Annotated in this window: 23 protein-coding genes; 17 read left to right on the forward strand and 6 right to left on the reverse strand. The window is 45.8% G+C overall.

Features of this window, described 5'->3' with window-relative positions; translation table 11 throughout:
* Window positions 1-221 precede the first annotated feature (221 nt).
* The 11 genes from IEX62_RS00205 to IEX62_RS00255 all read left to right on the forward strand — a co-directional run bounded on the left by IEX62_RS00205 (window position 222) and on the right by IEX62_RS00255 (window position 12,047).
* Window positions 222-935 carry a M50 family metallopeptidase gene (locus IEX62_RS00205; protein WP_188773405.1) on the forward strand — a complete coding sequence of 238 codons (714 nt, stop codon included), beginning with the start codon at window positions 222-224 and terminating at the stop codon, window positions 933-935.
* Entirely contained in the window at window positions 932-2,299 is a 1,368-nt protein-coding gene (locus IEX62_RS00210) for an N-acyl-D-glucosamine 2-epimerase (RefSeq protein ID WP_188773406.1), read from the forward strand. Before IEX62_RS00205 ends, IEX62_RS00210 begins: the two co-directional genes overlap by 4 nt.
* Before the next feature lie 85 nt (window positions 2,300-2,384).
* On the forward strand, window positions 2,385-3,557 hold the full coding sequence (locus IEX62_RS00215) for a pectin acetylesterase-family hydrolase (RefSeq protein ID WP_188773407.1): 1,173 nt from the start codon (window positions 2,385-2,387) through the stop codon (window positions 3,555-3,557).
* An 82-nt stretch (window positions 3,558-3,639) separates the two neighbouring features.
* Window positions 3,640-5,703 carry a class I SAM-dependent methyltransferase gene (locus IEX62_RS00220; protein WP_188773408.1) on the forward strand — a complete coding sequence of 688 codons (2,064 nt, stop codon included), beginning with the start codon at window positions 3,640-3,642 and terminating at the stop codon, window positions 5,701-5,703.
* Between the two features lie 696 nt (window positions 5,704-6,399).
* Complete coding sequence (locus IEX62_RS23640) at window positions 6,400-8,190, forward strand: EndoU domain-containing protein (RefSeq protein WP_229685531.1); 1,791 nt, start codon at window positions 6,400-6,402, stop codon at window positions 8,188-8,190.
* Between the two features lie 28 nt (window positions 8,191-8,218).
* Window positions 8,219-8,632, forward strand: a complete 414-nt coding sequence (locus IEX62_RS00230; RefSeq protein WP_188773409.1) for a hypothetical protein — start codon at window positions 8,219-8,221, stop codon at window positions 8,630-8,632.
* Window positions 8,633-9,071: 439 nt separating this feature from the next.
* The gene (locus tag IEX62_RS00235; protein WP_188773410.1) at window positions 9,072-9,554 is read left to right on the forward strand and encodes a hypothetical protein; all 483 of its coding nucleotides are present in this window, start codon (window positions 9,072-9,074) and stop codon (window positions 9,552-9,554) included.
* Window positions 9,555-9,713: 159 nt separating this feature from the next.
* On the forward strand, window positions 9,714-10,199 hold the full coding sequence (locus IEX62_RS00240; RefSeq protein WP_188773411.1) for a hypothetical protein: 486 nt from the start codon (window positions 9,714-9,716) through the stop codon (window positions 10,197-10,199).
* 253 nt (window positions 10,200-10,452) lie between these two features.
* On the forward strand, window positions 10,453-10,869 hold the full coding sequence (locus IEX62_RS00245; protein ID WP_188773412.1) for a hypothetical protein: 417 nt from the start codon (window positions 10,453-10,455) through the stop codon (window positions 10,867-10,869).
* 79 nt (window positions 10,870-10,948) lie between these two features.
* The gene (locus tag IEX62_RS00250; RefSeq protein WP_188773413.1) at window positions 10,949-11,545 is read left to right on the forward strand and encodes a pentapeptide repeat-containing protein; all 597 of its coding nucleotides are present in this window, start codon (window positions 10,949-10,951) and stop codon (window positions 11,543-11,545) included.
* 34 nt (window positions 11,546-11,579) lie between these two features.
* Entirely contained in the window at window positions 11,580-12,047 is a 468-nt protein-coding gene (locus IEX62_RS00255) for a hypothetical protein (protein WP_188773414.1), read from the forward strand.
* A gap of 417 nt (window positions 12,048-12,464) precedes the next feature.
* Here the strand turns inward: IEX62_RS00255 and IEX62_RS00260 are convergent, their stop codons facing one another.
* Window positions 12,465-12,662 (reverse strand): hypothetical protein, encoded by a 198-nt coding sequence (locus IEX62_RS00260; RefSeq protein WP_188773415.1) that lies wholly within the window; start codon window positions 12,660-12,662, stop codon window positions 12,465-12,467.
* Between the two features lie 259 nt (window positions 12,663-12,921).
* The gene (locus IEX62_RS00265) at window positions 12,922-13,458 is read right to left on the reverse strand and encodes a hypothetical protein (RefSeq protein WP_188773416.1); all 537 of its coding nucleotides are present in this window, start codon (window positions 13,456-13,458) and stop codon (window positions 12,922-12,924) included.
* A 298-nt stretch (window positions 13,459-13,756) separates the two neighbouring features.
* Here IEX62_RS00265 and IEX62_RS00270 point away from each other — a divergent pair, with 298 nt between their 5' ends.
* Window positions 13,757-14,992 (forward strand): MFS transporter, encoded by a 1,236-nt coding sequence (locus IEX62_RS00270; RefSeq protein WP_188773417.1) that lies wholly within the window; start codon window positions 13,757-13,759, stop codon window positions 14,990-14,992.
* A gap of 94 nt (window positions 14,993-15,086) precedes the next feature.
* Entirely contained in the window at window positions 15,087-15,767 is a 681-nt protein-coding gene (gene rnhA, locus IEX62_RS00275) for a ribonuclease H (RefSeq protein ID WP_188773418.1), read from the forward strand.
* 306 nt (window positions 15,768-16,073) lie between these two features.
* Here the strand turns inward: rnhA and IEX62_RS00280 are convergent, their stop codons facing one another.
* On the reverse strand, window positions 16,074-16,388 hold the full coding sequence (locus tag IEX62_RS00280) for a hypothetical protein (protein ID WP_188773419.1): 315 nt from the start codon (window positions 16,386-16,388) through the stop codon (window positions 16,074-16,076).
* A 292-nt stretch (window positions 16,389-16,680) separates the two neighbouring features.
* On the opposite strand from IEX62_RS00280, the gene IEX62_RS00285 reads away from it, so the two are divergent.
* From IEX62_RS00285 to IEX62_RS00300, 4 genes are all read left to right on the forward strand, one after another.
* A complete protein-coding gene (locus tag IEX62_RS00285; RefSeq protein WP_188773420.1) occupies window positions 16,681-18,573 on the forward strand; it encodes a sensor histidine kinase in 1,893 nt (630 codons plus the stop codon).
* A 216-nt stretch (window positions 18,574-18,789) separates the two neighbouring features.
* Complete coding sequence (locus IEX62_RS00290; RefSeq protein ID WP_188773421.1) at window positions 18,790-19,743, forward strand: ABC transporter permease; 954 nt, start codon at window positions 18,790-18,792, stop codon at window positions 19,741-19,743.
* 18 nt (window positions 19,744-19,761) lie between these two features.
* Window positions 19,762-20,697, forward strand: a complete 936-nt coding sequence (locus IEX62_RS00295) for a carbohydrate ABC transporter permease (RefSeq protein ID WP_373289079.1) — start codon at window positions 19,762-19,764, stop codon at window positions 20,695-20,697.
* A gap of 141 nt (window positions 20,698-20,838) precedes the next feature.
* Window positions 20,839-22,389, forward strand: a complete 1,551-nt coding sequence (locus IEX62_RS00300; protein ID WP_188773423.1) for an ABC transporter substrate-binding protein — start codon at window positions 20,839-20,841, stop codon at window positions 22,387-22,389.
* Window positions 22,390-22,879: 490 nt separating this feature from the next.
* Here the strand turns inward: IEX62_RS00300 and IEX62_RS00305 are convergent, their stop codons facing one another.
* From IEX62_RS00305 to IEX62_RS00315, 3 genes are all read right to left on the reverse strand, one after another.
* Complete coding sequence (locus IEX62_RS00305) at window positions 22,880-23,695, reverse strand: helix-turn-helix domain-containing protein (RefSeq protein ID WP_188773424.1); 816 nt, start codon at window positions 23,693-23,695, stop codon at window positions 22,880-22,882.
* A gap of 252 nt (window positions 23,696-23,947) precedes the next feature.
* Window positions 23,948-24,190 carry an NHLP leader peptide family RiPP precursor gene (locus tag IEX62_RS00310; RefSeq protein WP_188773425.1) on the reverse strand — a complete coding sequence of 81 codons (243 nt, stop codon included), beginning with the start codon at window positions 24,188-24,190 and terminating at the stop codon, window positions 23,948-23,950.
* 98 nt (window positions 24,191-24,288) lie between these two features.
* Window positions 24,289-25,302, reverse strand: a complete 1,014-nt coding sequence (locus IEX62_RS00315; RefSeq protein ID WP_188773426.1) for a hypothetical protein — start codon at window positions 25,300-25,302, stop codon at window positions 24,289-24,291.
* Between the last annotated feature and the right edge of the window lie 312 nt (window positions 25,303-25,614).

Here is a 25,614-nt window from a genome sequence, read left to right on the forward strand (position 1 = left end):
TACCGATCAAGAATAGATTCCGATATGAAAAGAGTACGTATCTCTGGTTAAGCAACTACGCGCATACTCGCTGAGCAATTGCTTCACCTGCCTCAAAAATAAGTAGTCGTTCAAATTGTGTTCGCTTCGTACGCACGGTAAAATGGTGAAAAGACTTGCTGCTGCGCGATTTTGCGATAGAACGTGGCAGTGGCAACTAAAACGGGTAAGGATGTGAAGCTTTGAACAACTGGCTGAAATTGATTCTACTGCTGCTAGCTTCGGCAGTATTGACGAGATTGATCCCTTTCTCGTCGTTATTTCGCAATCTGGATACGATGATCCATGAGTTCAGCCATGCGATGGTTACGCTGCTCACCTCCGGGCGAGTCAGTCGAATTGAATTAAATGCAGATCATAGTGGAGTGACCTATTCGATGATTACGTCGGCATGGAGCGGTCTGCCGATTGGACTTGCTGGTTATATGGGTTCATCGATCTTTGTCGTATGGATGTTTTATCTGTATCACAAGCGTCAACAGCGCGTAGGCATTATCGTTACAGCGTCGATTGCCTTGATGATGCTCATTCTGTATGTGCATCATGGATTTGGAGTGATCTGGCTGATCGGCTTTATCGTGGTGAGCATTCTAATGCTGATCGGGCCGGAATGGCTACGTAACGGCTACTTTATGCTCATTATGTTTTTGACATTAGAGGAATCGGTCATATCGGCACTTACGATTCTACTTATGTCTGTTACCTCGCCTTCAGCTGCTGGAGATGCAGCCGGACTTGCTCGTCAATTCTTTTTGCCGCCTGTGGTATGGGGCGCATGGTTTGCTGTCTTTTCGATCTGGTGTGCAAGCAGAGCGGCGCGATTATTTTTGCGAGAGCGCAAGCCTGCTGGAGTACGCACACGTTCATCTTATAAGCGTGGAGGATATTCGCGATGAAGCCGAATGGAAGTGCAGGACGCCCGTGGGCGCTACGTGGAGCTAGTATTCAGATCGATCCGTTATTCCCGTATTATGCTGACCGTTCACCCGATAGTATCGCGGATGAACTGGTGCTGGCAGGTTATCGTACGGTGCATTATTTTGTCGTGAATGAGCAGAAGGTTGATCTGCGCCTGGTGGAGGCATTGCAGCGCAGAGAGATTGCGGTCTGGGCACTTGTGCTGGGGAACGGTACATTTAGCGCGGAGCATGCGCCGCCGCTATGGAAGCAGTGGCGTATGGAGCTACTGCGACCGATTAATGATGGATTTGAGCGATTTTCCCATTTTTCAACTGAATATATAGAATGGAAAAAAGAAGTGCTGTCCTATGTGCTGTCCAATGTGCCGTTTGATGGTGTGGAGGTGGCAGAGCCTTATTTTCCAGAGTGGAATGGATTGGAGCGAGGAGTATATGGAGACGTAGGGCCGCTGGCAGCACAGGCATTCCGTGCACGATATGGGGAAGAGATGCCAGAATTCCGTGATACGTCATCTTCGCGTTATTACACACGGGTACCTGAGCTATACGAAGCCTGGATTGATCTGCGTGTGGATGCAGTGAACGGACTTATTCATGAGCTGATCAATGGTGCCAAGGGAGCGCGTGAGGTTCGACCGGATATTCAGGTGGCTACCTGGTCGCTCGCGGTGCGCGATGACGATGCCGCGCGCAAGCTACGCGAATGGCAGGGGCTGGATGCAGTATCTATGATTGAGCTGGTGAAACCGGATCTTCATGTGCTACAGACGCATTGGCCGGACTGGATGAAGCGTGGATTGCCTGCCGACTATATTCGCGAATACGAGCCACTTGCCGCTTCGATTCGTGAGCGTTATCCCGATCTGCCACTCGGCATTCAGGCAGATATCGGCTCACGGGCGAGTATGATCAAGGGTCGCCGCTGGCTGGATGATTTTGAACATCATGCGTATGCGCTTGGGTATCGCACCTGGATGGCATATGAATATCATATTGGCGGTTATATGTATGCCGAGCCACCGCTTCCTTCATCCGGTCTGCGACTGGACGATGCTGAGGTGATGATCACCTATAACAAGCGAATTGACCCGGATTCGATCGGTGAGGTGCTGCTACATCTGTCCTCTGGCATGAGCCGTCCACAGGTAGTAAAGGTAACAGGATCGACAGTGGACGGGAATCGGCTGTTTTTGAGATTTGCGCGAGCGTTACCGGACACGCCATTTCAGTTGGAGGTACGTGATGTGCGTGACACACCAGAGCTATGGCTACTCAAGGGACGCAAGGCGAATCGTACACCGCGCCGAACCCGAGTATCGATCATCCGTCCGGTGACCTGAGTTGCTGCAATGAATTGAAGCTCTATTCATCTACCGATCTTCACTCTACTCTCTCAAATTGCATCCCAGAAAAGAGGAACCAACCATGATCGTATCCAGCATTGAATGGGTTATGCTGGCGTTGATCGTCATCGCCGTGATCGTATTTATTATCAAGCGTCCCTCGTTGATCGAGCACTTCGACCAATCGCCGTTATATAAATGGAATCGAATCAGCCTCAGTGGTAAGGCGGTATCCGGTGATGGCTCAGATTATTATTTGCTTACCCGTAGAGGACGCAGCAATAATCTGGTCGTCTATTTTTCCGGTGGCGGCATTAGCTGGAATCGTCATACGGCGACCAAGCCGTTCGGACTGCGCACCCTGCTGCAAAATCGAGAGCTAGGTTACTATTTTGCCAATATTCCCTTTTATAAGCCTGATCTGCTGGGCGGTATGCTGGACAATCAACGCCGGGATAATCCATTTCGAGATTGGAATATCGTCTACATCCCTTATGCGACCGGGGACTTTCATATCGGGAATAACAAGGTGAAATATAAAGATCGTGGGAAGCTGACCTTCACCGCGCATTATAGTGGACGTGATAATACACTGCGCGGATTGGAGTGGATGTTCCAGCACTTACCAGAGCCAGACAAGCTATTCATCGCTGGTGCAAGTGCAGGCGGCTTCGGCTCGGCATTCTGGGCGCCACATATTGCCGAGCATTATCCAAATGCGCAGGTGTACCATTATGCAGATGGTTCCTATCTATCTTCACATCGCTGGCCGCATATTATCGATGAGGTATGGAAAGCCGACTTCCAGCGTACGTTTGGCTATGAGATTGAGCATGATCTGATCGGTGCTGCCTTCCGTGCGAATGCAAAGCGTTTGCCAGCGAATACCATATTGCTACAATCGAATACCGTATATGACAAGGTACTGCCTTCGTATGAGGCGGTATTAAATGAACGTACTAAGGGGCTCGTCAGCGATGATCTGGAAATTACGAATGACTGGTCACTCGGTATGCTCGATTCGGCACGTCGATTGCGACAGGAGCTGGATAACTATCACTTTTTCATTACCGATTATGGAGTAGGTGGACGCAAGAAAAGACGCGGTACACCACACACCCTATCTCCATACAAAGTATTCTATTCCGCCCAGGAGAGTGGCGTGAAGTTGAGTCGCTGGCTGGACGATATCGTGAATCGCGGCAAACGCTATTCGGTCGGGAAGGAATTTGTAGAATTTCCAGATCGCTCATAGCCTATCGTATAAATGGACTGAATTGGAGATGAACGCTAGACAAGCTGGGTATAAATGAACGAACGAAAGAGGGGCAATCATCATGCTGGATACGCTGGCTGCAATAGAACAATATCGTCAACATGAGGTGGATGGTACGGTAACCGAGCGCTGGCTTAGCTATCTCGTATCCGCAGAGGAGCGAGTCGTTAATCTGGAGCGTGTAAGCACCCTGCGTGAGCTGAACGAAGCGAATCCGGTGCTGGATTATGTGGAGCGTACCCTACGTATTCTGGATCAGCTGCGTGTATCGTACTGGCTACGGGATATTGTGGAGGAAACGCTCTGCTGGGCAGAGACAGCCAAGGGTGGTACGGCACGTCAGCGTATCCGCTGGCAGGAGGATGGCATTAATCTGTTTGTGCATAATGAAGGCTCTGCGGCGCTATACGAGCGTGCGGTAAGTGTAGATGGAGAACGTGAGCGTCTGGTCGCGCTACTCATTCGTACGCATGGCTTGCTGGGTCAATTTTTGCGTGGAGAGGTGCCATTTGCAGATAATCTGCCGCTGGCAGATGTGGTCGCGCAAGGCACCCTGTCGCCGGAGGAGTTAAAAAGCACGCTGCTCGTGCTGAATCGCTGTATTATCGAAGCCGTTTCGCCGCAGCTATGGCAGCAGGTGCGAGATGAGCTATCCGTGCTTGTGCATGCTATCGCGTATGGCGAGCAGCCGCAGGGACTGGATGTGCAGAGTCGTATTTTACGATTACGGACAGGTAGTGAAGCACGCGGGGAGAATACGCTGGAGCGTCTGGCGGAGCTGTCTGAGGAAGCGCGAATCGAGCAGGTATTCCAGCGACTGGAGCAGCATACGTTCTGGTATGTGGAAGCGGCGCTCCAGGATTTCTCACTGGAGGAATTCGGCAAGGTATTCGCGCTTATCGCACGTCTGGTGCCAGCCGAGGTAAAGCATATTAGTTTCGAGCGGCTGATGAATAGCCTGTATTATGACTATAAAGGCGTGAAGAAGATCAATCTGTATAAGAAGCGGATGATCGAGAAATATCTATCGGATTGGAGCTGGGAGGCGTTACATGCAGGAGAGCCACCCGCAGACAGTCCACATCTGCAATGCGAGCTGGTGACCGAGCCGCATATTGCCGATACGGTCTTCTTCAACTTCCAGTTCTCAGCGGCGGCTGAGAAGCTGATCGAATTTTGCGTAGAGGCAGAGAAGTCACCGCTGTATGAGAAAGCAGTGCTGATGCTGTACGACCTGTTCGGCTTGCGCCGGGATGCGTACGATCGGTTTCATAACGAGGAGAGCTATCTCGCTACGATGAACCAGTCGGTCGATTACAAACGATTATTGCTGCGTTATGTGACCGGAAATACCGTACTGGATATCGGGCCAGGCGGTGGCGTAATGCTCGATCTGCTGGAGCAGGAAATGCCAGATCGACGCGCGATCGGGATCGATATTTCCGAAAATGTCATCGAAGCACTGGAGCGCCGTCGTCGTCTGGAAGGGCATCGCTGGGAAGTAATGAAGGGCGATGCACTGGCATTAAAGGAGACGATTGAGCAGGGCAGCGTGGACACGATTCTATTCTCATCGATTCTGCACGAGCTGTATTCGTACATTCCGCTCAATGGTCGTAAATTCAATCTGGATACCGTTGCGGCTGCCTTACTCAGCGCTTGCGATGTATTGCCGAGCGGTGGACGGATCATCATTCGCGACGGCATCATGACTGAGCCAACCGTACAACAGCGCCGAATTACATTTCTGGAGCCAGATGGCATGGCTGCGCTGGAACGTTATGCACGCGATTTCCAGGGACGAGCGATCCGTTATGAGGTGCGGGACGAGCAAACCGTGCAGATGCCTGTCAATGATGCGATGGAATTCCTGTACACCTATACATGGGGCGAGGAAGCCTATGTGCATGAGGTGCAGGAGCAGTTTGGTTATTTGACGCCAACGGGGTATCGTGAATTCATCGAGAATACACTGGGTGAGCAGGTACGCGTTGTACATCTGGAGGCATTTTTACAGCAGGGCTATACGGAAGCGCTGGAGCATCGGGTACGGATTACGGATGAATGGGAGATGCCAGTACCGCTTCCGGATAGTACGTGTATTATTGTGCTGGAAAAGGTGTAATTGAAATGAGAGCTGGCGATCGATTATACGAAAGCGGGTATCTGACACACGGAATCGTATTGGAGTGGCTGGTGAACGATACCGAGTTGCCAGACGTGTGTTGAGTGTCTGCACAGTATACGTTATCTGCAATAAACAGATGAGCAGAGCACCAATAAATCATTCCAATAAACGATTCAAACGATCACAACAAATTAAAGAGCAAACATTCAGGGCACCTCTGAAAATTCTGCACTGTATTCCATTGTGCTGTATGGTTTGCTATTGAATTCTTGTATTTTATTGGGTAAGCTGCATAAATATTGCACTTAACCTGGATACATCTTATATAGATAGGATACCAACCCTCTATCACGTCTAGCTGATGCTTGAATGCTCAGTGCTACAGACACAAGATAGAGGGTTTTTCCATATGTCCAAAGCCTACCTGTATACTGTGCGCGTCATCTACTCACTTGTTGACGCAATGATTATGCACATTTCTGCAAAAATGTGCTATTCGTAGGATATAAACACAGAGCCGCTTATGGACTTAGGAATTATTTTTAGGACAAACTGATAATATATGTAAAATTGACCATAAATGCCTCTATCCATATGTCAGCATGTATATAAAATAAACAAAGTAGCTTAGGGAATAGCTGCGCTAAATAGAGAATAGTAGAAATCTTGCACATTCATAGGAGGAGTGAGGCCATGTCATTCTGGGGACAAGTTGCACACTGGGCTGGGAATAAAGAGAAGCAGCTCGCAAACACTGCCAAGCATGCGGTAGCAGCAACGGTACATGCGGTTCAGCACGTGGAGCAAAAAACCGAAAAAGTCGTCAAACAAGTCGCACACGATACCATCAATATTAGTCATGCGGCAAAGCAAGCCTTTCAGCAAACAGAGAAAAAGGTCGCTCAGGCCGAGCATAAGGTCGAACAGCACGTTCAGCAAGCGGTTAGTCACTTTACGGAAAAAGCCAAGCAAGCAGAGCATACAGTCAGCCGTGCGATCGAGCATGCTGTCGAGAGTCATCCGGCAGTGAAGAACGCGGTCGAACATACCGAACAGGCCGTGCGTCATGTCACTCACGCCGTCGAGCAAAAAAGCAAGGAAGTGTATCACGCTGTCGAGCATGCCGAGCACAAAGTGGAAAGCAGCATCAAGCAAACTGTACATAATGCCGAGCATCGGGTAAGTCAGGTCACTCATGCCGCAGTTCGAGCAGAGCAAAAGGCAGAAACCGCCGTCAAACAAGCCGTCACGCCACTCGTGCATCACGCACAGCATAAAGTCAGTGAGACGTACCATGCTGCGATGAAGGCAGGTCGTGAGATCAAGCAGGAGGTCGAGCATGATGCACAAGCTGTCGTACAGGGTACCGAGCATGCCGTTAAAGCGACCACTCATGCTGCCAAACAGGCAGAGCAAGGCACCAAAGCCTTCCTGCATCAGGCGAAAACCGAGTTTGTCGACGATATTCACCGCCTGAGTCAGACGATGAAGCACGATGTGTCAGTGATCAAGCAAAAGGAACAGCAGGTTCAGCATCAGCTCGGTCAAACGATCCAGCACGCCAAGCAACAGGCCAAAGTAACCGGGCAACAAGTACACAGCGCCTACCAGAGCGTAGCGAAGACCGTAAGCCAGAGCGTCGATACCGCGAAGGAAGGCTACGATGGCGCCAAAGAGGCGATGATCAGCGATATGACATGGGGTCTTGCCCAGAAAGGCCCCACACCAACGGAGCATCCTGTCGCTCGTAAAACAGGCGAGCTGCTTGGTCACCTTGTAGCAACTGCACTGGGTGGAACAGAATTCGCAGGTGGAGCTACGGCTGAAGGTGGCGGCCTAGTACTGGACGCAGGTCTAATTACGGCTCCGATCGGTGTGTCTGTAGGCGTTGCAGGTGTGGCTGGAATTGTGCATGGATCGGGTGTGGTCGTGCAGGGGACGAAAAACACTTTACAAAGTGCGAAGGATTTGGTTCATTTAATTCAGGGTGAAGGCAAGGGCTCGGCTGGGAAGGTTGGGGCTGAGGGAGCGGGTAATGCTCGTTCTTCAGTAATTAGTCAAGAGATGGAGAAGAAAATATTAGACGGACAAAGAAAGATTCCTACTAGAAATGAATTAATCGGTGGTCATTCTCCAAATATTAACAATTCAAATCCTGGTTATGCAGTTCAAGAATTAACAATTAATGCAGATAAAACAAGAAAAGTTAAGTTTACTACCCAATTCCCTGATGGCAACTTATCCAACATTAAAACGAGTACTCTATTTCCAGAGACTTGGAGTGATTCGCAAATTATTAGTGGTATAAAAGACATTGGTGACGGAGCATCGATTGGAGTTCGTGCTTCGGATGGAGCGACTCTTCATAGAGGAACTGTTAACGGTGTTCAAATTGAAGTAATTAAAATAGGGGACAATGTTGTATCGGGGTATCCAACAGGTGGGGGAGCTACGCAACTTTTAAGTGGTTTTTCAGCACCTTGATTGAAATCTGACCCAAAGGAGAACTTTAATGTTTACAGAATTTAATGACTATTTGTCAGGTTATTTTACAGATGATTATTGGTATGATGAAGGTTTTTCAATTGCACAGGACATGTTGTTGCAATTCACTCCTTTGGATTGGGGAAAATTATCAAACTGCGCGTTAAATAAGCCAATAGAGTGGCAAAGAAAATTAGCATACTGCTTGCATAATGAATCTAACATGAATGAGTTGAATGTACTGTTAACCTTGTTAGACACAGATGATGAAGAGTTATTCGAATTATGTGTTGATGCATTAAGAAGTTTTACAAGTACTGAAGGTAAAAAATTGATATTAAAAAATCCTTCAATTCAACAAAGGGTTTATAAGTTAATCCCTCATTCAGGAGATGCGACAAAAAAAGTTTATGAGGAATTTTTAAAAAAGATACAAAGTTGACTACATTATTGGTGGGGCTACCTAGTTTCGAATGAATTCATCATTCAACCAATAGCGCAGATAACCCACGGAGTATCTGTATAAAGATTTCATCATTTCAGTTGTATGTATAACAATTCTCTAATTTTATACCCTAAATAACGCTATACCTTTGCATTAAATAGGTCGATTATGGTCAGACATAACCATTATTGACCTATTTTTGATTATCTCATTTTCTTACAGTTTTCAGAAAGCATCGTAACAAAGTGAACAATCGCAGAGATAGTAATCGTTATTTGCTTTGTTGCAACTTATCAACAGGATAGGATGACCACATATTTAGCTTAAGTAATCCCCGTATAAAGATTTCACCATTTTGATGACACACAAATCTATTTTAAGAATAAAAAGTGACCACTATTAATGCGTGAAAAGAACGCCAGGAGGCATTAAGCAAATGGGAACTTCTGCCTATATTATTATGGATCGAAAGAAATTCACAACAGAAAGATTGTTATCCGACACTATCATTGCCACATTTCATACTGATCTGATGCTTACATTAAATAATGATAAAGATTATTCTGAAGAGGGCGAATTTTTGTGTACCACATTAAATATCAGTGATAAGTTAGTAGTCGAAAACGGGAAGTCGTTTATTTATTATGTACATGCAACAAACTATCCTTATTTAACTTTTTATGATCATGAAGAGGTAGGCTTAGATCCAAGTAGAGATTTATGCCAAGTTGGTTATATTGAAGAAATATACGATGTACAAGAAATTATCTTTGAATTTATTTATGAATATCTCAAATTAAATCCAGAAGATTACTTTTGGATACCGGATTATGATTGGGTGTATAGCTGGGAAGATATGCAACATTTAAAATCACTTCCTTATGATCCACAATGGTGCTATAAAAATCCAAAGTATTGATTTAGGTGTTGATAACTTTTGAATATGTCCATCGTATCTGTAGCGACCTAAGCAAAGACAGATAATGCAGATTGATTTTAACAAGTTAAAGGGGATTAGATAAAAAGGAGTTACTACTACTCTTAACTCTTTAGATAAACTTAATAGGAGAGAAAGAACATGGGAACATCTGCTGTTATTTTGACACACCAGAATACGTATTCACCTGAAAAATTATTAGCAGACACAATTGTCTCGGTATTTCATGCAGATGCCAGTCTTTATTACGATAACAATAAAGATTTTTTTGCAGAAGGAGAATTTTTGTATACGACTTTGAATATTAATAACGGTTCTTTTTCAAAAGATCAGGCGCAGTCCATGGTTTTTTCTATCCCCGGAATTCATGATTCCAGTATTGAGTTTTATTATCATGAAGATTTGGAATTAGATTCTACATTGCAGTTATATCAAGTAGGACATATAGAAAATATCTATGGTGTACAAAGTTTAATATTTTCGTTCATCTATGAATATCTTAAATTAAATCCTAACGATTATTTTTGGATTACCGATTATGATTGGGTATATAGCTGGGAAGATATGCAGCATTTAAAATTACTTCCGTATGATCCGAAGTGGTGCTATAAAAATCCAAAAGGATGATTGTGCTGTTGTATCGCAATAAAGCAATACTGTACTTGATTTACGTTCATGATTCTTCCTCTAATGTACATGTAACAACTAAAAAACGATGATTAAGTCAACTGTATGCCCAACCGAAATTGCTCATTATTGAATCCATAATATTCATTAGATATTCTTGGTGGTAAATCTACTTCAAACTGTTATCCGGCATAGAGCAAATATATTTTTAAATACAGTAAGTTTAAATTGGCTTACAAGAGGAGTGCAAATATTGTATAAAGAGCTAGATGAATTTATAACTGAATGCCAGTATATGGTCGATTACTGGTATGACGTAGGTTGTATAATAGCAGTTGAAAAGCTAGCTCAATTTAATGCAACGGATTGGGAAGAACTACAAAGTAATATTGGGACTAAAACGTTAGAGTGGAGGGTAAAACTTGCGTATTGCTTGGATCATTCGTGCAATGCCCATGAACTTGAAACTTTATTATTATTAATTCATACGGATGATCGCGAATTGTTTGAAAGTTGCATTGATACACTCCGAAGTTTTACTACTCCTGAAAGTAAAGCGATGATACTCAATCATCCATCTATTCTTCAGCGAATACAAGACATACTGCCCCAAGCTGGTGTTGCTACGCAAAAAGTGCTGGAAGATTTTTTTAAGCAATTGTATGTATAACCTGCTTTTATATTTAAATCAATCATGATCCTAATAAATTAACCAGTTGCAGACCACTATATTCTTGAGGAGCCACCATATGAGTGAAGAGAATATACGAGCTAAGCTCGATTTACATAAAAAATGGATGGATACTTTTGGCAATGAGGGTGAGCGTTTGGTATTAGAAGATATGGACTTAAAAATGCTGAATGTATCCGATACATCTCTTGTAGAGGCATATTTAATTTCATGTGATTGTAGTGGTTTATATCTGGAAAATGTAGATGTCCGTAATACTTTATTGTGTTCATCTTCTTTTACAAACACGTCTGTACAAGCATGCGATTTTTATAGATCAGACCTTAGATATACCGATTTTTCAAAAGCTGTTATTAACAATAGCAGGTTCAATAAAAGCGATTGTTGGGCAGCAACGTTCGAGAACGCTATCATAGACGCTTGTGATTTTATTGGTGCTTCATTGTATCTTACCAACTTTCAAAATGCTACCTTGGGAAATGTAGATATCTGTGCAGCAAGCTTTGCAGAAACGTTGTTAAACGGAACGAAGCTCAAAAGCATTAAGGGAATCGAAGAAGCTTTTTTTGAAAGTATTAATATTGGAACAGTAGAGCAACCGCATATTCTGTTCCATGATGAAGCTAGACAATGGTTGCGAGATCAGCAGGATTGAATATTTTTAAGCTTATTGGAAGGGAAGATACAAGATGGACTATGCCTTATTTTTGAGCACTCCTTTAGATCAAGAAACATTGAGAACAACAGTTTACAATATAGTATGCCAAGCAGTTGAAAATGAAGTGACTGCATATGAAGAATTCTCTCGTATTAGCTGTAAATACTTCGTACTTGATATTGAGACGGAAGATATTATTAGTCTGGATTTTATAAGAGCAGAATATAATATGCATATTAATGCGGAAATTGGAATTCAGTTGTTTGGCCAATCATTTGAGAAGGGGTTGGACATATTATTTCATGTATTTGGTAATATGATTAAAGTATTCAATCCTGATCTGGTGTTGGTGGAGAATGGTACAGATCAATTATTTAGAAAAGAAAATGATACAGTAATTGTAAATACAAAACTTGATCAATATCAAATCAAATATCTGTCAAATGAGAGGATAACTTTACTTGGGCTACCTTGCGTTCATCATAAACTATTGAACTAGAATAGTGAATAAATAGCATAAGCGCTAAAATGATGCTTGGGAGAGGTTAGACATGGAAGTTAAAAAGGAACTTGCCCCTTAACCGAGGCATACAAAGATTTTATAAAAAGCTAATGGTTTTACCTCATAAAAGATAGCTTTATATGTAATAACCATAGTTATGTGATGGATCGATTTTTATGAACAGTCTTCGGAGTTAGCCTCTGTAACTTATTTACAAGTCATTGCTTTACGGAGTTTGTAGATATGTAAACTGAATAAGTTGAATGAAATTAAAGGCTCACATCGTTCTAACAACAGCAACGGTGTGAGCCTTTAGCCTGTAATCGAAACATGCAATGATTTACGTAGATGAATAAATAAAAAGGTGAATTTAAATGTTAGAAGCAGTTATTTTAAATTCATTATTACTATAACCTACTCCTTATCCTCATCCTCCGGCAACGTATTATCCCGAGGCAGCTCATTATGAATAATACGCTTCTGCACCTCATCATCTCCTGCGCCAGGGAATGAATCCTCACGGAACAAGCCAAACGACTCATCATTATCGCGCTCGGTCACGAGATTCTTTTCTTCCTGCTCTTCCGGTTTAGAACGATCCTCACTCATCATGATCCCTCCTTTGCTATATAAAATGGTCTGTACCCTGCGCATATTCGAATTCGTTTGTTACAGCCTACTCTATATCTATATTCATCTATCTGCATGCGTCTATCTTCATTCGTCACAGCCGAAATCACAGCGTAACTATCCCACTGCAATCTACAACCATACCTCTGTAAACTACAATTATGCTGTACGATATAGTTAATATGGAATCCATTCCCACGCAATCACTTTATGCGCAACCACTTTATAGGCAATCAATCACTCACACGCGACGACGATCCACATCATCCACGATCTCATCATCACCAACCGAGCCATTGCGCAGATCTGTCCCATGAGCATCCTGATCATATGACGAAGGCACGGATGGGTCTTCCGGCGTCTCGCCGCCGTTAAATTCATCGGCATCCGGTATGTCTGGCAGTGGCGCATCCTCATCATCCAGCGCGTATTCTTCTTGACCGACATCAACTGTATTCATGTCGTCCTCCATACCAATCGTGCCTGCTGGCGCAATCTCGTCAGAAGCTACATGTCCATGCATCCCACGATCGGTCGCGATCGCCTGATCCATCACGCCTGCATCGGCTTCATCCTCCAGACGGTTAACCGATTCTGGCTCACTCACCACCGAGCGTACGCCATCCTCATCCCGCACTGTAGGCTGTACCGTATCCAGCTCATTATCTGGAATGCTGCGTAGCTCCTGTTCGTCATGTCCAGTCACGGCATCCATGGTGCGGTAACGGTTATATTCCTGTGCAGCTGCGTCTTTATTATGATTAAAATTCGTACTCATGCCGATCATCTCCTCAGTTGTCGTGAATTTGTATGTTGAACTGGTGATCCAGCTATGTCCGGGTCTTCATGTTGAGCGTCCCTATGACAGCGCCTACTCGTCTTTACCCGCAAATGAGCATCATGACATCGTTTACGAGGATGGAGCTCCTTTTTCCTTATTATGCTTATCTGCAAAATAGATCATTTATGCCTATCGTATCTATCCACTGTTCATTCACAGCTTTCATTTGTCTCAATTTGGAGATTTTGCCCAACAGGAGTAGAATGGACGATAACGAAAGGATGTGTGGGCGTGCATGGAGTTTTCTTGGAAGCGTAATCTTGTGGTGATCTGGGTCGGTGTCTTCTTTTGTAGTATGGCGTATTCGATCTCGATTCCGTTTTTGCCGATCTTTTTGGAAACCGAGCTGGGAGTGACTCGCCATCTGGAAGTATGGTCAGGTGTCGCCTTTGGGATTACCTTCCTGGCGAGTGCCTTGATTGCTCCATTCTGGGGCTCACTGTCGGATAAGTATGGACGGAAGCCGATGCTGATTCGTTCCGGCTTTAGTCTGGCGGTACTATATTTAATTAGCTACTTTGTAACCGATCCGTATGTATTTTTGCTGGTGCGTTTGTTTCAGGGCTTGCTGGCAGGGTTTGTGCCTGCATCGATTGCACTTGTCGGTACAAATACACCGGAGGACAAGACAGGCTATGCACTTGGTATTATGGCGACCTCGGGCGCAACAGGTACGATTATTGGGCCGCTGATTGGTGGAGTGGTCAGCTACTACATAGGTAACCGTAATGCGTTCCTGTTTTCGGCGCTAATCGTGCTCATCGCGGCGCTAATCGCGACGATCTGGGTGAAGGAGCATAATTTTAATCGCTCGGCGAAGCGTTCTAACGTACTCAGCGATATTCGTCAGGCAGCTGCGAATCCGATTTTTGTCTCGCTACTCGTCTTAACAGGGGTGGCTAACTTCTCGGTTATGATTCTGGAGCCGCTCATTACGATCTATGTCAAAGGGCTGGGCGTATCGACGAGCAGTGCTTCACTGAGTGCGGGCATTGTGTTTTCAGCGGTGGGGGTGGCTACGCTGATTATGGCGCCGCGCTGGGGGAAGATTGGTTCACGTATTGGCTTTGGTAAGGTGCTTCTGATTGGCTTGATCGGTAGTGGGATCGGCAATGTATTGCAGTTCCTGCTCGCTAATATATGGGGCTTTGGCATGCTGCGCTTTGGATACGGACTGTTCTTCGCTGCCGTGATGCCGTCGATTAATGCTTTGATCGTCAAGGTAACGCCATCTGATTTCCGTGGACGCGCGTTTGGCTTGAACCAGTCTGCATCTCAGATTGCTACGATGGCAGGGCCGCTCATTGGCGGTCTGCTGGGCTCGATACTCGATATCCGATATGTGTTTATCGTCAATGGATTGCTGCTGCTGTTCTGTGCTGTATTTGTCGCTCGGCGCAAATGGGATGTCTCGCCTGAGCTGGCGACCCCAGCCGATTCGGTTGCCAAGGTACAAACAAAGCAGTCATAATAGAATAGACGTATGTGTATGAGCAGTAATGAAGCTGTTTAATAGAAGTCGTTATATACAAGCGATGCACAGGTAATGGAGGAATACAATCGTTATGGCAAAATCAAAATATTATGTCGTCTGGGAAGGGCACCAGCCAGGCGTATACAGCTCATGGCCGGAATGCCAGAAGCAAACGAGCGGCTACAAGGATGCGAAATACAAATCATACGAGTCACGCGCCGAGGCAGAGCAAGCCTACCGTGATGGCTGGAAAAAGCACTGGGGTCAATCTGCCGGCGCAGCTAAAGGCAAATCGACAGCTACAGGCAGCAAAACTGGAAGCTATGGTAAGCGTCAGGCAGCCGCGACCAACATTCCGATGGATCAGATCGATTATGATAGCATTTCTGTTGATGTGGGCACACGTGGTAACCCGGGCCCGGTTGAGTATAAAGGGGTAGATACCCGCACCGGACAGGTTATTTTCAGCAAAGGCCCGATCGCAAAAGGCACGAATAATATGGGTGAATTTTTAGCTATCGTGCACGCGCTTGCCTATCTGAATAAGCAGGGTAGCAACAAGACTGTCTACAGCGACTCCGAAAATGCACTCAAATGGGTGAAGCAGAAAAAAGCAGCCTCTACCCTCGTACGTGACGAATCCACCGCCGAAATCTGGGAGCTGGTCGACCGTGCAGAGGAATGGCTACGTACCCATAAGTACACGAATAAGCTACTGAAATGGGAAACACGAAGCTGGGGCGAGATCAAAGCCGATTATGGACGGAAGTAAATCAAGCATTAAAAATATCCGCTACATCACATGGGGGTGATATAGCGGATATTTTTCTGTCTATGCTGAGCTACAGGCGAAATTTTCATCTATTGTTTTACTTCAATTGATTGTAAGCATAAAAATTGATTGTAGATGTAAAATCCAAAGTCCAAAATTAAAAATCTGCCCGTAGCCTTACTGAGCCTTTGCTCGTATTGCTTGTCGGAATAGTTGCTATAAGCTAAAATCCAATATCTATTCATCATAGCTTATTCATGGATACCTATCAGACACAACGATACCACTCTATTGCATCATGACGGTTCATTCAGGATCATCCCCTGGCACCCGATCTGTAGCCTGATTCGCATCAGAAGCCTCGTCTTCCGGGTCTGCCTGTGGGTGGGTATCCGAATCCTCTTCATCGACAATCGTATGAATGATCGGCTCGTCCAATCTCTCCGGATGAATGACCGCAAGCTCCGCATCGCGCGGCAGTTCGGCTTCCAGCTCCTCATCCACAGGCTGGGCATCCTCGTCATCCAGCAGGGTGTCCCGTGTCTTCCAGAACACATCATCATAATGCTTTTTGTCTGCCATGTTGATCAGCTCCTTGCCTTTACGGATTTTGGAGGGCAATATGCCTCCCTACTGGAGCTTACCCGTCCTATCCGATCACCAAACAGCCGATTCGGTACAAGTGGACAGCCGCCCCTCGTTCTAAAAATGGACAAACACAGTTGATTTGGTAGAGACTAGGAATTTAGTAGTGTTCCTCCCACAATGGACGCAGTATAATAGAGGTTGTGGGATTTAACGATTCTAGGCTGCATACATAGATACATAATTTGAAGGACGGTATATTGGTGGCTCTGTCGCCCACCTGAATAAAGCTGGCTGCTGGACAGACTGACTGATAATGAGGTGCTCCATGAAAACGATGTCCAAGGCGTTTGTACTATTTTTATTGATCATGATTATCGGTTTGCTTGCCCTGTCGCTGTCTACAAATACGCGTGAGGATCAGAAGTTTCAACGTATCGATTACTGGCAGGTACGCTGGCAAGCACAAAATACATTTACCGCGAAGCCGTGGAATGATGACCAGAATGCCTACTGGACATCATCTCAGTTAATGAAGGATGGCAAGCCGGTGAATAGCTCTTCCGCATGGATTCGTATTCCGTTGCCCGAGCTGAACTGGAATACCTCCGGTCTGCTCATTCGTGAATTGCAGGGGAAGCATGTGATCGTGTATCTGGATGATAACAAAATCTATGAGTCCAGACGCGGCTATGCGTATGAGCAGAACCAGCTATTATTACCACTAACTCGAGATGATTCGTACAAAATGGTCTATATCTGGGTCGAATCGGCGCGGGAGAAGATTGGCTTAACGAAAGGTATTCTGATCGGCGATTATCAGGATATTTTGACTGCGTATGTCAGCTCCGATCTGACGGATGTGGTGATCGGCTTCTCATTTGTACTGGTCGCGCTTATTATGGCCTTTTGCTCGTTCTTTTTGGAGGGGCAGGCAAGGCGAATGTGGCTTAGTCTGTGTGTTGTTATTTTGGCGCTTGGCTTACTTGTGGTCACGTATTCGCCGTTTTTGTTTACGTTTTATCCGTATGGGGATCGAGTGTACACGCTATTGTTTGATATTAGTCTGTTCGTGCTTGTGCCTGCTTTTTATGAGTTTTTTGAAAGTGTGTTCGGTCAGGGCTACCGTGGGCTCATTCACCGGATGAAGCAGGCGCAATATATCTATTCGGCGCTCTGTCTGCTTGCCCTGATTGGCAACGCACTTACCCATGATCGTTATTTTAAAATTTATTATGTGATGACCGTGCTGATTTTTGGGGTGTTTATGCTTATCGGTCTGATCATGTTCCTAGTTATGACGCTGCGTTTTGCGATGAATCGTAATCGAGCGGCACAGATTTTTGCAGCGGGCTTTTCTGTGTTTGCACTGATTACCGGCTTTGAGCTGATCTGGTTCTATATACAGGATGGTGACTACAAGCTGGTGCTGTGGAAATGGGGCGTGATCTTCTTCGTCATTGCGCTCATTGCGATTATGGGACGTATCTTTGCTGAGAATCGGCGGCAGGCGATTGAATATTCGCGTCAGCTGGAGCTGTTCAATAATGAGCTGCAACGCTCGGAGAAGATGGATATGATTAGCGAGCTGGCGGCATCAGTAGCGCATGAGGTACGCAATCCGCTTCAGGTGACGCGCGGCTTCCTGCAATTAACCCGTATGAACACGGACGATAAGGGACGCGAGCATTTGAAAATGGCACTGGATGAGCTGGATCGTGCATCTGATATCATCACGGACTTTCTTACTTTTGCCAAGCCGCAGTTCGATAAGATTGATCTGCTGGATCTCAAGGAAGAATTTTCGCACATCGAAAATATTATGCAGCCGCTCGCCAGCCTACAGGGTGGTACGCTAGCGATCAATATTCCAGATGGTCTGCACATTCGCGGCAATTCCTCCAAGTTCAAGCAAGCCTGCATCAATATGATTAAGAATAGTATTGAAGCGCTACGTAATGAAGGACAGGTTACGATTCGAGCCTGGCAGGAGGAGCAGCACATCATCATTAGCATCCGTGATAATGGTGCGGGCATGAATGAGCAGGAGCTAGCACGACTTGGTGAGCCGTACTTTTCCAACAAAACCAAGGGCACTGGGTTGGGACTCATGGTCACCTTCCGCATCATTGAAGCGATGGGTGGTCAACTGGAATTTCATAGCAAAAAAGGGGAAGGAACCGAAGCCGTTCTTACTTTTCCGTTGGTCGAGCCTGTGTAAAACAGGCGACTGACGGCAGGTAAGAGCGGTTTTTTTATATTATTTGACTGGAAAAGCACAAAATATAGCAGAATATTAAAAGGGAATAGCAGAATCGTGTAATAACATACATTAAGAAAACGCTTACAATAAAAGGGTAAACCATCGTGTTGTCCCGGCAGCGTAAGCAACTCCATTTGCCGGTCAAGCGAACGAAGCACAAAGGAGGAATGTTCATTGGATACAGCCAAGTCGATCCCAGCAGTACGCGCCAAGCGCACCAAGCGGAAAACGTTCAAAAACAGCCGGATGCTCCTGCTGATGTGCTTGCCTGCGATTTTGTTTTTCTGCATCTTCGCGTACTTGCCTATGCCCGGATTGTACCTTGCCTTCGTCAAGTACAACTATACCGACGGTATTTTCAGCAGTCCGTTTGTCGGTTGGGACAATTTCAAGTTCCTCGTCATGACAGGTGATCTGTGGAGACTAACGTTCAACACCATCGCCTACAATGCAGCTTTCATTCTGATCGGTAACGTTGCCCAGATTACGGTAGCGATCCTGCTGAATGAAATCCGTAAAAAATGGTTCAAAAAGGTAACTCAGACGCTGATGTTCCTGCCTTACTTTATCTCGGCGGTTCTGGTCGGTCTGCTCGCTTACAACATTTTGAGCTATGATTACGGCTTGCTGAACCATGTGCTGGCATCGCTCGGACTGAATCCAGTCAAAGCGTATTCCGAGCCAAGTCTGTGGCCATTCATCATCGTCATTACGTACCTGTGGCAAACGACAGGATATGGTTCGATTGTCTACTTTGCTGCCATCATGGGTCTGGATAGTGAAATTGTGGAAGCGTCAGAGATCGATGGTGCCAATGCATTCCAGCGTATTATCCATATCGTTATTCCATGGCTCAAGCCAACGTTTATCATTTTGCTGCTGTTCTCACTCGGAGGTATTCTCAAAGGGAACTTCGGCTTGTTCTATAACCTGGTCGGTGCGAATAACACGGCATTGTACGCCAGCACCGATATTATCGAAACGTATGTATTCCGCTCCCTGATGACGAATTTCAACTTCTCAATGGGTAGTGCGGTCAGCTTGTACCAGTCGGTATTCGGCTTTGTCGTCGTATTGACTGCGAACTGGATTATCAAAAAAGTATCGCCTGAAAACTCACTATTCTAGGAGGTGACCGGTATGGACATGAATGCCAAAAGCGATCTGATCGGAGGCAACACGCCGCGTCCGGCACGTATCCGCTCCGATGCCAGTGAGGTCATTGTACGCTGGTTCGGTTACATCGTAATCGGTGCATTTGCGATCTGTTGTTTGTTGCCGTTTCTGCTCATTCTCGGAACGTCCTTTACGAGTGAGTCCTCGGTGAAAAAGTTCGGTTTTACGATCTGGCCGCATGAATTTAGTACCTTTGCTTACCAGATTGTATTTGAGAATCCGAAGCTGATTATCGGTTCCTATCTCGTTACGATTGGACTAACTGTCGTCGGTACGATCATCGGTCTGTTTATCGTAGCGATGACTGGCTATGCGTTACAGCGTCCAGATTTTACGTATCGGAATAAAATTTCGTTCTTTATCTACTTCACGACCCTGTTTTCCGGTGGTCTGGTACCATTTTACCTGCTGATCACCCAGTACCTGGAGCTGAAGGATAATTATCTGGCAGTCTTGCTGCCTGGCTTGCTCAGTCCATTTCTGATCATTATGATGAAAAGCTTTGTTCGTTCTATTCCGCATGCGATTACCGAATCAGCGAAAATTGATGGAGCAGGCGATTTTACGATTTTCCTGCGCTTGATCCTGCCGATGTCGACGCCTGCACTGGCGACGATCGGGCTGTTCATCGCACTGGGCTACTGGAATGAATGGTACAATGCGATGCTGTTCCTATCGCCAGATATGGACTATCGTCCACTGCAATTGTTCCTGTATAACGTGGTTACCAGTGCCGACTTTATTCGTAACTCTGCTGCCTCGTCGAATGTGTCGATGAGCGATGTGCCGCTGGAGACGATGAAGATGGCAACAGCAGTCGTTGCGACCGGGCCAGTAATTCTGTTCTACCCGTTCGTGCAGCGCTATTTTATCAAGGGAATCACGGTCGGTGCCGTTAAGGGCTGAACGCTTCCGTCGCTCTATGGAGGGACAGCTCTTCATAGGACGGCATATAGATGAAATGAGGAAGATACTGCATCACAGGTATGGCTAGTAGGCATGCCGCCGATTTCGCATTCAGACCAACAACTCATGGGGGGTTAATGTATGTGGAAATACCGTAAGTGGATCGCCGCATTGCTCGTAAGCATCATGGTATTTGCGCTCGCAGCATGTGGTGGCAAAAGCTCCAGCAGCGCCGGAGATGACAAGTCCCAGTTCGTTACAGTTACCTTTGTAGCGCTCGGAGATAAGCCGAAAAACGGTCAGTTTGAAAAGGTAATGGATAAAGTTAACGCGATTATGAAGGAAAAGATCAATGCCAATGTACAATGGAAATGGGTAGAATGGGCAGACTGGCAAACCAAATACAATCTGCTGCTCGCCTCCGGTGAACCGGTCGATCTCGTTACGATCGGTACTGACTGGCTCGATACATGGGGCAATGCACAACGCGGTGCATTTATGCCACTGGATGATCTGCTGCCAAAATATGCGCCAGAAACATGGAAATCAATTCCACAGGAAGATTGGGCGCAAAGTAAATATAACGGTAAAATTGTACTTATCCCTGAAAACGATTACACGCAATGGATTAACCACGGCTTCTTCTATCGTGGCGACTGGGCGAAGCAAGCTGGCATTACCGAGCCAATCAAGGATTGGGATACAATCGGTAAGTATCTGCAATGGATCAAGGACAATAAGCCTGGCGTAATTCCTTGGGATGTGCAAGCAAGTGACAGCATCTTCGGCGGTTGGGTACAATCCCATACGCAAAATCTGGAGCTGCCAATCTCTACTGGCTATCTGCCTGTATTTGCTGGCAAATCCTATGATGAGCGCTACACTGTAGTCAGTCCTGTTTTCGACGATACGTTCCTTGATTTTGCGAAAACGATGAAGCAGTGGGCAGACAATGGCTACTGGCGCGAAGATGTACTGAACAACAAAAACGATACACGTACCGCACTGCAAGCGGGTCAAACTGGTATGGATCAACACCATACCCAGACCTTCTCCGGTCTGCGTGTACAAATGGACAAAAAGCAACCTGGCTCTGAGCTGCAAATGTTCCCATTCTCCCGTCAAAGTGGCAACCTGCTGGAAATGCCAATCACGCACGGCGGTGTAGCACTGGGCGCGCACAGCAAAAATCCAGAGCGCGCATTGATGGCATATGACCTGATGCGTAATAACAAAGAAATCTATCAATTGCTGAACTATGGTATCGAAGGTACACAATATGTCATCAAAGATGGCAAGCGTACACTGCCAGATGGCTATGATGAAACCAAAGACGGCTTCTACTCCGACTTCTGGGCAGGCCGTATGGATAAATTCGAAATTCCAAGTGACACCACATGGGATAAGATCGATACCCTGTACAGCGAGTACGACAAAATCAAAAAGCCGTATCTTTACGGACAATTCGTGTTCGATAATACGAATGTTCAATCGGAGCTGACCGCGATTTCGCAGGTGACAGCCGAAATGGGCCCAGCGATCACCTATGGTAAAGCAGGCGACCCAACACAGGCTGTGCAGGACTTCCGCGACAAGCTGAAGCTGGCTGGCTATGATAAAGTGATGGCAGAGCTGCAACGTCAGCTGGATGCGTACAAAGCGCAGATGGATAGCAGTGGCGCTGCGAAGTAAGCCATGAAATAAGAGATACGCAGTACAAGATGAATCGTCTGAAATGAAACGTCTGATCTAAAATAAGAAGTATGTAAGAAGTAGGAATAAAGCGATACCAATAAGCAGTACAAGGAGTACGCTACAATGAAATCCCGTAGCGTACCCCTCTCAATCGCTTAAATAGGCTCTTACCTGGTATTTTCATACCATGGTAAGAGCCTATTTATCGTATCTGCTAAATAATAAGCTTTCTCTATACATCTACGCCTCTATACTCTGCCTCTATACCCTGCCTCTATACCCTATTATCCAGACTCATCATTCCTACACATCAAAGTACCGTACTAAGCCCTGAGTGGTAAAATAAACGCTCTGACAGCTCCTGCATCCTATCTCAATAGGCGGCGACTTTGTTTCTTTTCTAACTGCTCAGAGTTGTGCTTGCTACATATTCACTCGTTTAAGTCGATGATCTGGTAACGGTACCAGCCAGCTGATTAGAAAAAAGTTACGAAGAAGAAGCACAGCCACCTGACGGATTCAGGCTGCTGCGATATAGCGAAGGACTAATACCGAAATGACGTGTAAATTTACAGGTGAAATACGTTTGCGAGTTGAATCCAACCTCATACGCAATCTCACCCACATACCGACAGGTGGAGGCGAGCAGATGCTGTGCACGCTCCAGTCTTAGACGAATGAGCGTATCCATAATCGTCTCACCGGTATGCGATTTGTACAGATGGGACAGCCGTGAAGGAGAGAGACAGACCAGCTGGGCAAGCTGCTCAATCCGAATATCCTCAGCATAATGCTCCTGCAAATAGTGAAGCACCTCCTCGATCCGTGAATCCGAGTTGTTTTGCAAGGCAGGCTGTTCATGCACAGTAAGCAATAACAGCAGCTCACTCAGCAAATGAAAGGACAATTGCCGATAGCCTGGATGCTCGGCATGTTCGCCATATTCCATCAATCGCTCCAATCCATACTCGATCTGCTGACCTAGCTTGCGATCTGCGATCTGAAGGGGTTGCTGGGAATCCGTTGTTTGCAGCCTATGAAGCCAGATCGACCACTGGGAATAGGCGGTAAACTGACAGCATATACCGCTAGCTGCGGCAACGACGGATTGCAGCAATTCCTGACGTAGCTTGCCGGGCGCCATCAGATACATCTGCCCATAGCTACCCATATGAGGGGACGAAGCCGTCTTCGCTGTAGCATTCACATACAACAGCGTCCATTTGCTATCATCCAGCGTTGGATCATAGCGAAGTGAGAACGTCGGCAAATTGTAATATTCCAGCATAATTTCGGTACTCATCAATGCAGGCCTCCTTAATTACGTATACCAGACATAGATAGAAACGAGCTGCATAGAATAATGTAAGCGTTTTTATAAATAGAATAATCAAACCATTAACATCGCACAAGGGAGAAAAGACGCACTTGCATATAAAAAAAGCGCAATCCGTCTCTTTAACGAATTGCACTTTTTAATTCAGTTATGAATGTGAAATGTAATTTCAGAGAAACTTGTGTATGAACAAGCTGAAAGGAAAGGATGGTTGACGATTTACCAGGAAGCCTCGGTTTTTAAACGAGAATAGGCAGCTACATCAGATGGCTTTGGAGGAATGACAAGATACAATTCCTCAGGTGTTTCTTCGATGGTTGTCAGTTTAACATGCTCTGGAAAGGAGATTCCCATGATTTCCTGTAGCGCCTGCTTGGGATTGCTTTTCAATAGCTCCATGAAACGTGGGTCTTCCCATGCTTTCTGAATTACCTGCGTATGAAAAACGGCTTGGCTAGACATACCCATCATCCCTCTCTCAAAATGGTTATATTTTCCTATTACTATAACACGCAATAATCCTAAAATCCACAACTTTTGTAATATTCTTCATGTTGTTTTCAGTTCGAAAGCTTCGCATAATACCAGATGCTCCCCTGTTGAAGCAATAGGCTACGATGCTGTTCAACCTGCTCTGACATGCGTGTTAGCTGACGGATAAGATAAGCATGAAACTGGGATAGATAGGGATTGAGCGAAGCGGTGTCTGCGGCTATGTAGCTATCAGCAGCCATGGAGGTATAGCGCTGTAAAATATGACGGTCATAAATGGCTTGCTGTACCTGAACCTCAGTTAATACCGTAGGAGTGGACAGTGCTTCATCCGCATGCTGCTCCAGCGCATCATATTCGTGGCGAATGAGCGATAGCAGGCAATTATAGCTACCGGATGCAAGATCCTCGCGCCAGTCCGCTGCATCATCATTCATTTGTAGAACGAGTAGTACGCGTTCAAGCTGCTCCAGTAGCGCAGGTAGCTGTGAGGAGAGATTCGCTTCCAGCATCATGATGATGACGGATAGCTTGATAGGGCTGGCTTTGCCAGCAACACGATGTTGGGCGTGGAGAAAATAATCCGATTCGCTCTCATCATAGACTGCGGAAGCCCATTCTGCACTCAGATCCTGATAATATTCCCATAGCTGATCATGATGCTGAGAACTGGTAGCAGCGGACATTGCTTGAATGAATTCACTGTGAAGAAGCTGACTGAGCGGAATGAGCGAACGCATATCGGGTGCGTCCTCAGCGGCTTGCTGCTGCGCCGTATCCATCAGATCATCCTGAATGAAGAAGTGCAGCATTCCCATCACATTGCCAAGTGCGGCTTGACGTGCGGTTTGCAGGAGCGCATCTGAGGTGGAAGATTCGAGGCGTGCCGACAGCATGCGTTCGAGCCAGAAGGGCAGAAGATAGCAAATATAATTTTTTGTGCTCCCACGTGTGCGAATGTCGAATGCTGACAGGTAACGAAGACCTATCTCATGAAGCGGAGCAGGGAATGCGCGAACCCGTTTCTCCGCCTGCTGGAACAGGCGTTCAAGCTGTGGTCTAAAATCCTCGAGCCAATCCATATACGATCACCTCCGAAGGGTCTGAAGCTACTTTCATTATAGCCAATCGTTCTGGTGTTGCCCATCATAATTATGCTGATTGGAGGCCATCTCATGTCCGATGGGTAGCCTTTTCTACAGGGCGTAAATACCTATTTCGTTCAAAATGGTACAGATCGAGCAAGGCGTCAACTAGCATCTATAGGAAAATGGACATCGCACAGTGTAACGCCTCGCTTTGCAAGGAGTCCTGAAGTACGATAGAACCACTGTACAATCGGATGCCATATCAGGATACATAATGAAAAAATAAAAATATTTGAATACAAGTGA

The organism is Paenibacillus hunanensis (assembly GCF_014645615.1).
Taxonomy (GTDB): domain Bacteria; phylum Bacillota; class Bacilli; order Paenibacillales; family Paenibacillaceae; genus Saccharibacillus; species Saccharibacillus hunanensis.

What these genes read in the sequence shown, in the direction of transcription:
- IEX62_RS00210 (WP_188773406.1), top strand. Translation starts at nt 932, where the DNA reads ATGAAGCCGAATGGAAGTGCAGGACGCCCGTGGGCGCTACGTGGAGCT.
- IEX62_RS00265 (WP_188773416.1), bottom strand. Translation starts at nt 13,458, where the DNA reads ATGAGTACGAATTTTAATCATAATAAAGACGCAGCTGCACAGGAATAT.
- IEX62_RS00235 (WP_188773410.1), top strand. Translation starts at nt 9,072, where the DNA reads ATGGGAACTTCTGCCTATATTATTATGGATCGAAAGAAATTCACAACA.
- IEX62_RS00300 (WP_188773423.1), top strand. Translation starts at nt 20,839, where the DNA reads ATGTGGAAATACCGTAAGTGGATCGCCGCATTGCTCGTAAGCATCATG.
- IEX62_RS00310 (WP_188773425.1), bottom strand. Translation starts at nt 24,190, where the DNA reads ATGTCTAGCCAAGCCGTTTTTCATACGCAGGTAATTCAGAAAGCATGG.
- IEX62_RS00220 (WP_188773408.1), top strand. Translation starts at nt 3,640, where the DNA reads ATGCTGGATACGCTGGCTGCAATAGAACAATATCGTCAACATGAGGTG.
- IEX62_RS00255 (WP_188773414.1), top strand. Translation starts at nt 11,580, where the DNA reads ATGGACTATGCCTTATTTTTGAGCACTCCTTTAGATCAAGAAACATTG.
- IEX62_RS00270 (WP_188773417.1), top strand. Translation starts at nt 13,757, where the DNA reads ATGGAGTTTTCTTGGAAGCGTAATCTTGTGGTGATCTGGGTCGGTGTC.
- IEX62_RS00260 (WP_188773415.1), bottom strand. Translation starts at nt 12,662, where the DNA reads ATGATGAGTGAGGATCGTTCTAAACCGGAAGAGCAGGAAGAAAAGAAT.
- IEX62_RS00295 (WP_373289079.1), top strand. Translation starts at nt 19,762, where the DNA reads ATGAATGCCAAAAGCGATCTGATCGGAGGCAACACGCCGCGTCCGGCA.
- IEX62_RS00305 (WP_188773424.1), bottom strand. Translation starts at nt 23,695, where the DNA reads ATGAGTACCGAAATTATGCTGGAATATTACAATTTGCCGACGTTCTCA.
- IEX62_RS00230 (WP_188773409.1), top strand. Translation starts at nt 8,219, where the DNA reads ATGTTTACAGAATTTAATGACTATTTGTCAGGTTATTTTACAGATGAT.
- IEX62_RS00240 (WP_188773411.1), top strand. Translation starts at nt 9,714, where the DNA reads ATGGGAACATCTGCTGTTATTTTGACACACCAGAATACGTATTCACCT.
- IEX62_RS00315 (WP_188773426.1), bottom strand. Translation starts at nt 25,302, where the DNA reads ATGGATTGGCTCGAGGATTTTAGACCACAGCTTGAACGCCTGTTCCAG.
- IEX62_RS00215 (WP_188773407.1), top strand. Translation starts at nt 2,385, where the DNA reads ATGATCGTATCCAGCATTGAATGGGTTATGCTGGCGTTGATCGTCATC.
- IEX62_RS00250 (WP_188773413.1), top strand. Translation starts at nt 10,949, where the DNA reads ATGAGTGAAGAGAATATACGAGCTAAGCTCGATTTACATAAAAAATGG.
- IEX62_RS00285 (WP_188773420.1), top strand. Translation starts at nt 16,681, where the DNA reads ATGAAAACGATGTCCAAGGCGTTTGTACTATTTTTATTGATCATGATT.
- IEX62_RS23640 (WP_229685531.1), top strand. Translation starts at nt 6,400, where the DNA reads ATGTCATTCTGGGGACAAGTTGCACACTGGGCTGGGAATAAAGAGAAG.
- rnhA (WP_188773418.1), top strand. Translation starts at nt 15,087, where the DNA reads ATGGCAAAATCAAAATATTATGTCGTCTGGGAAGGGCACCAGCCAGGC.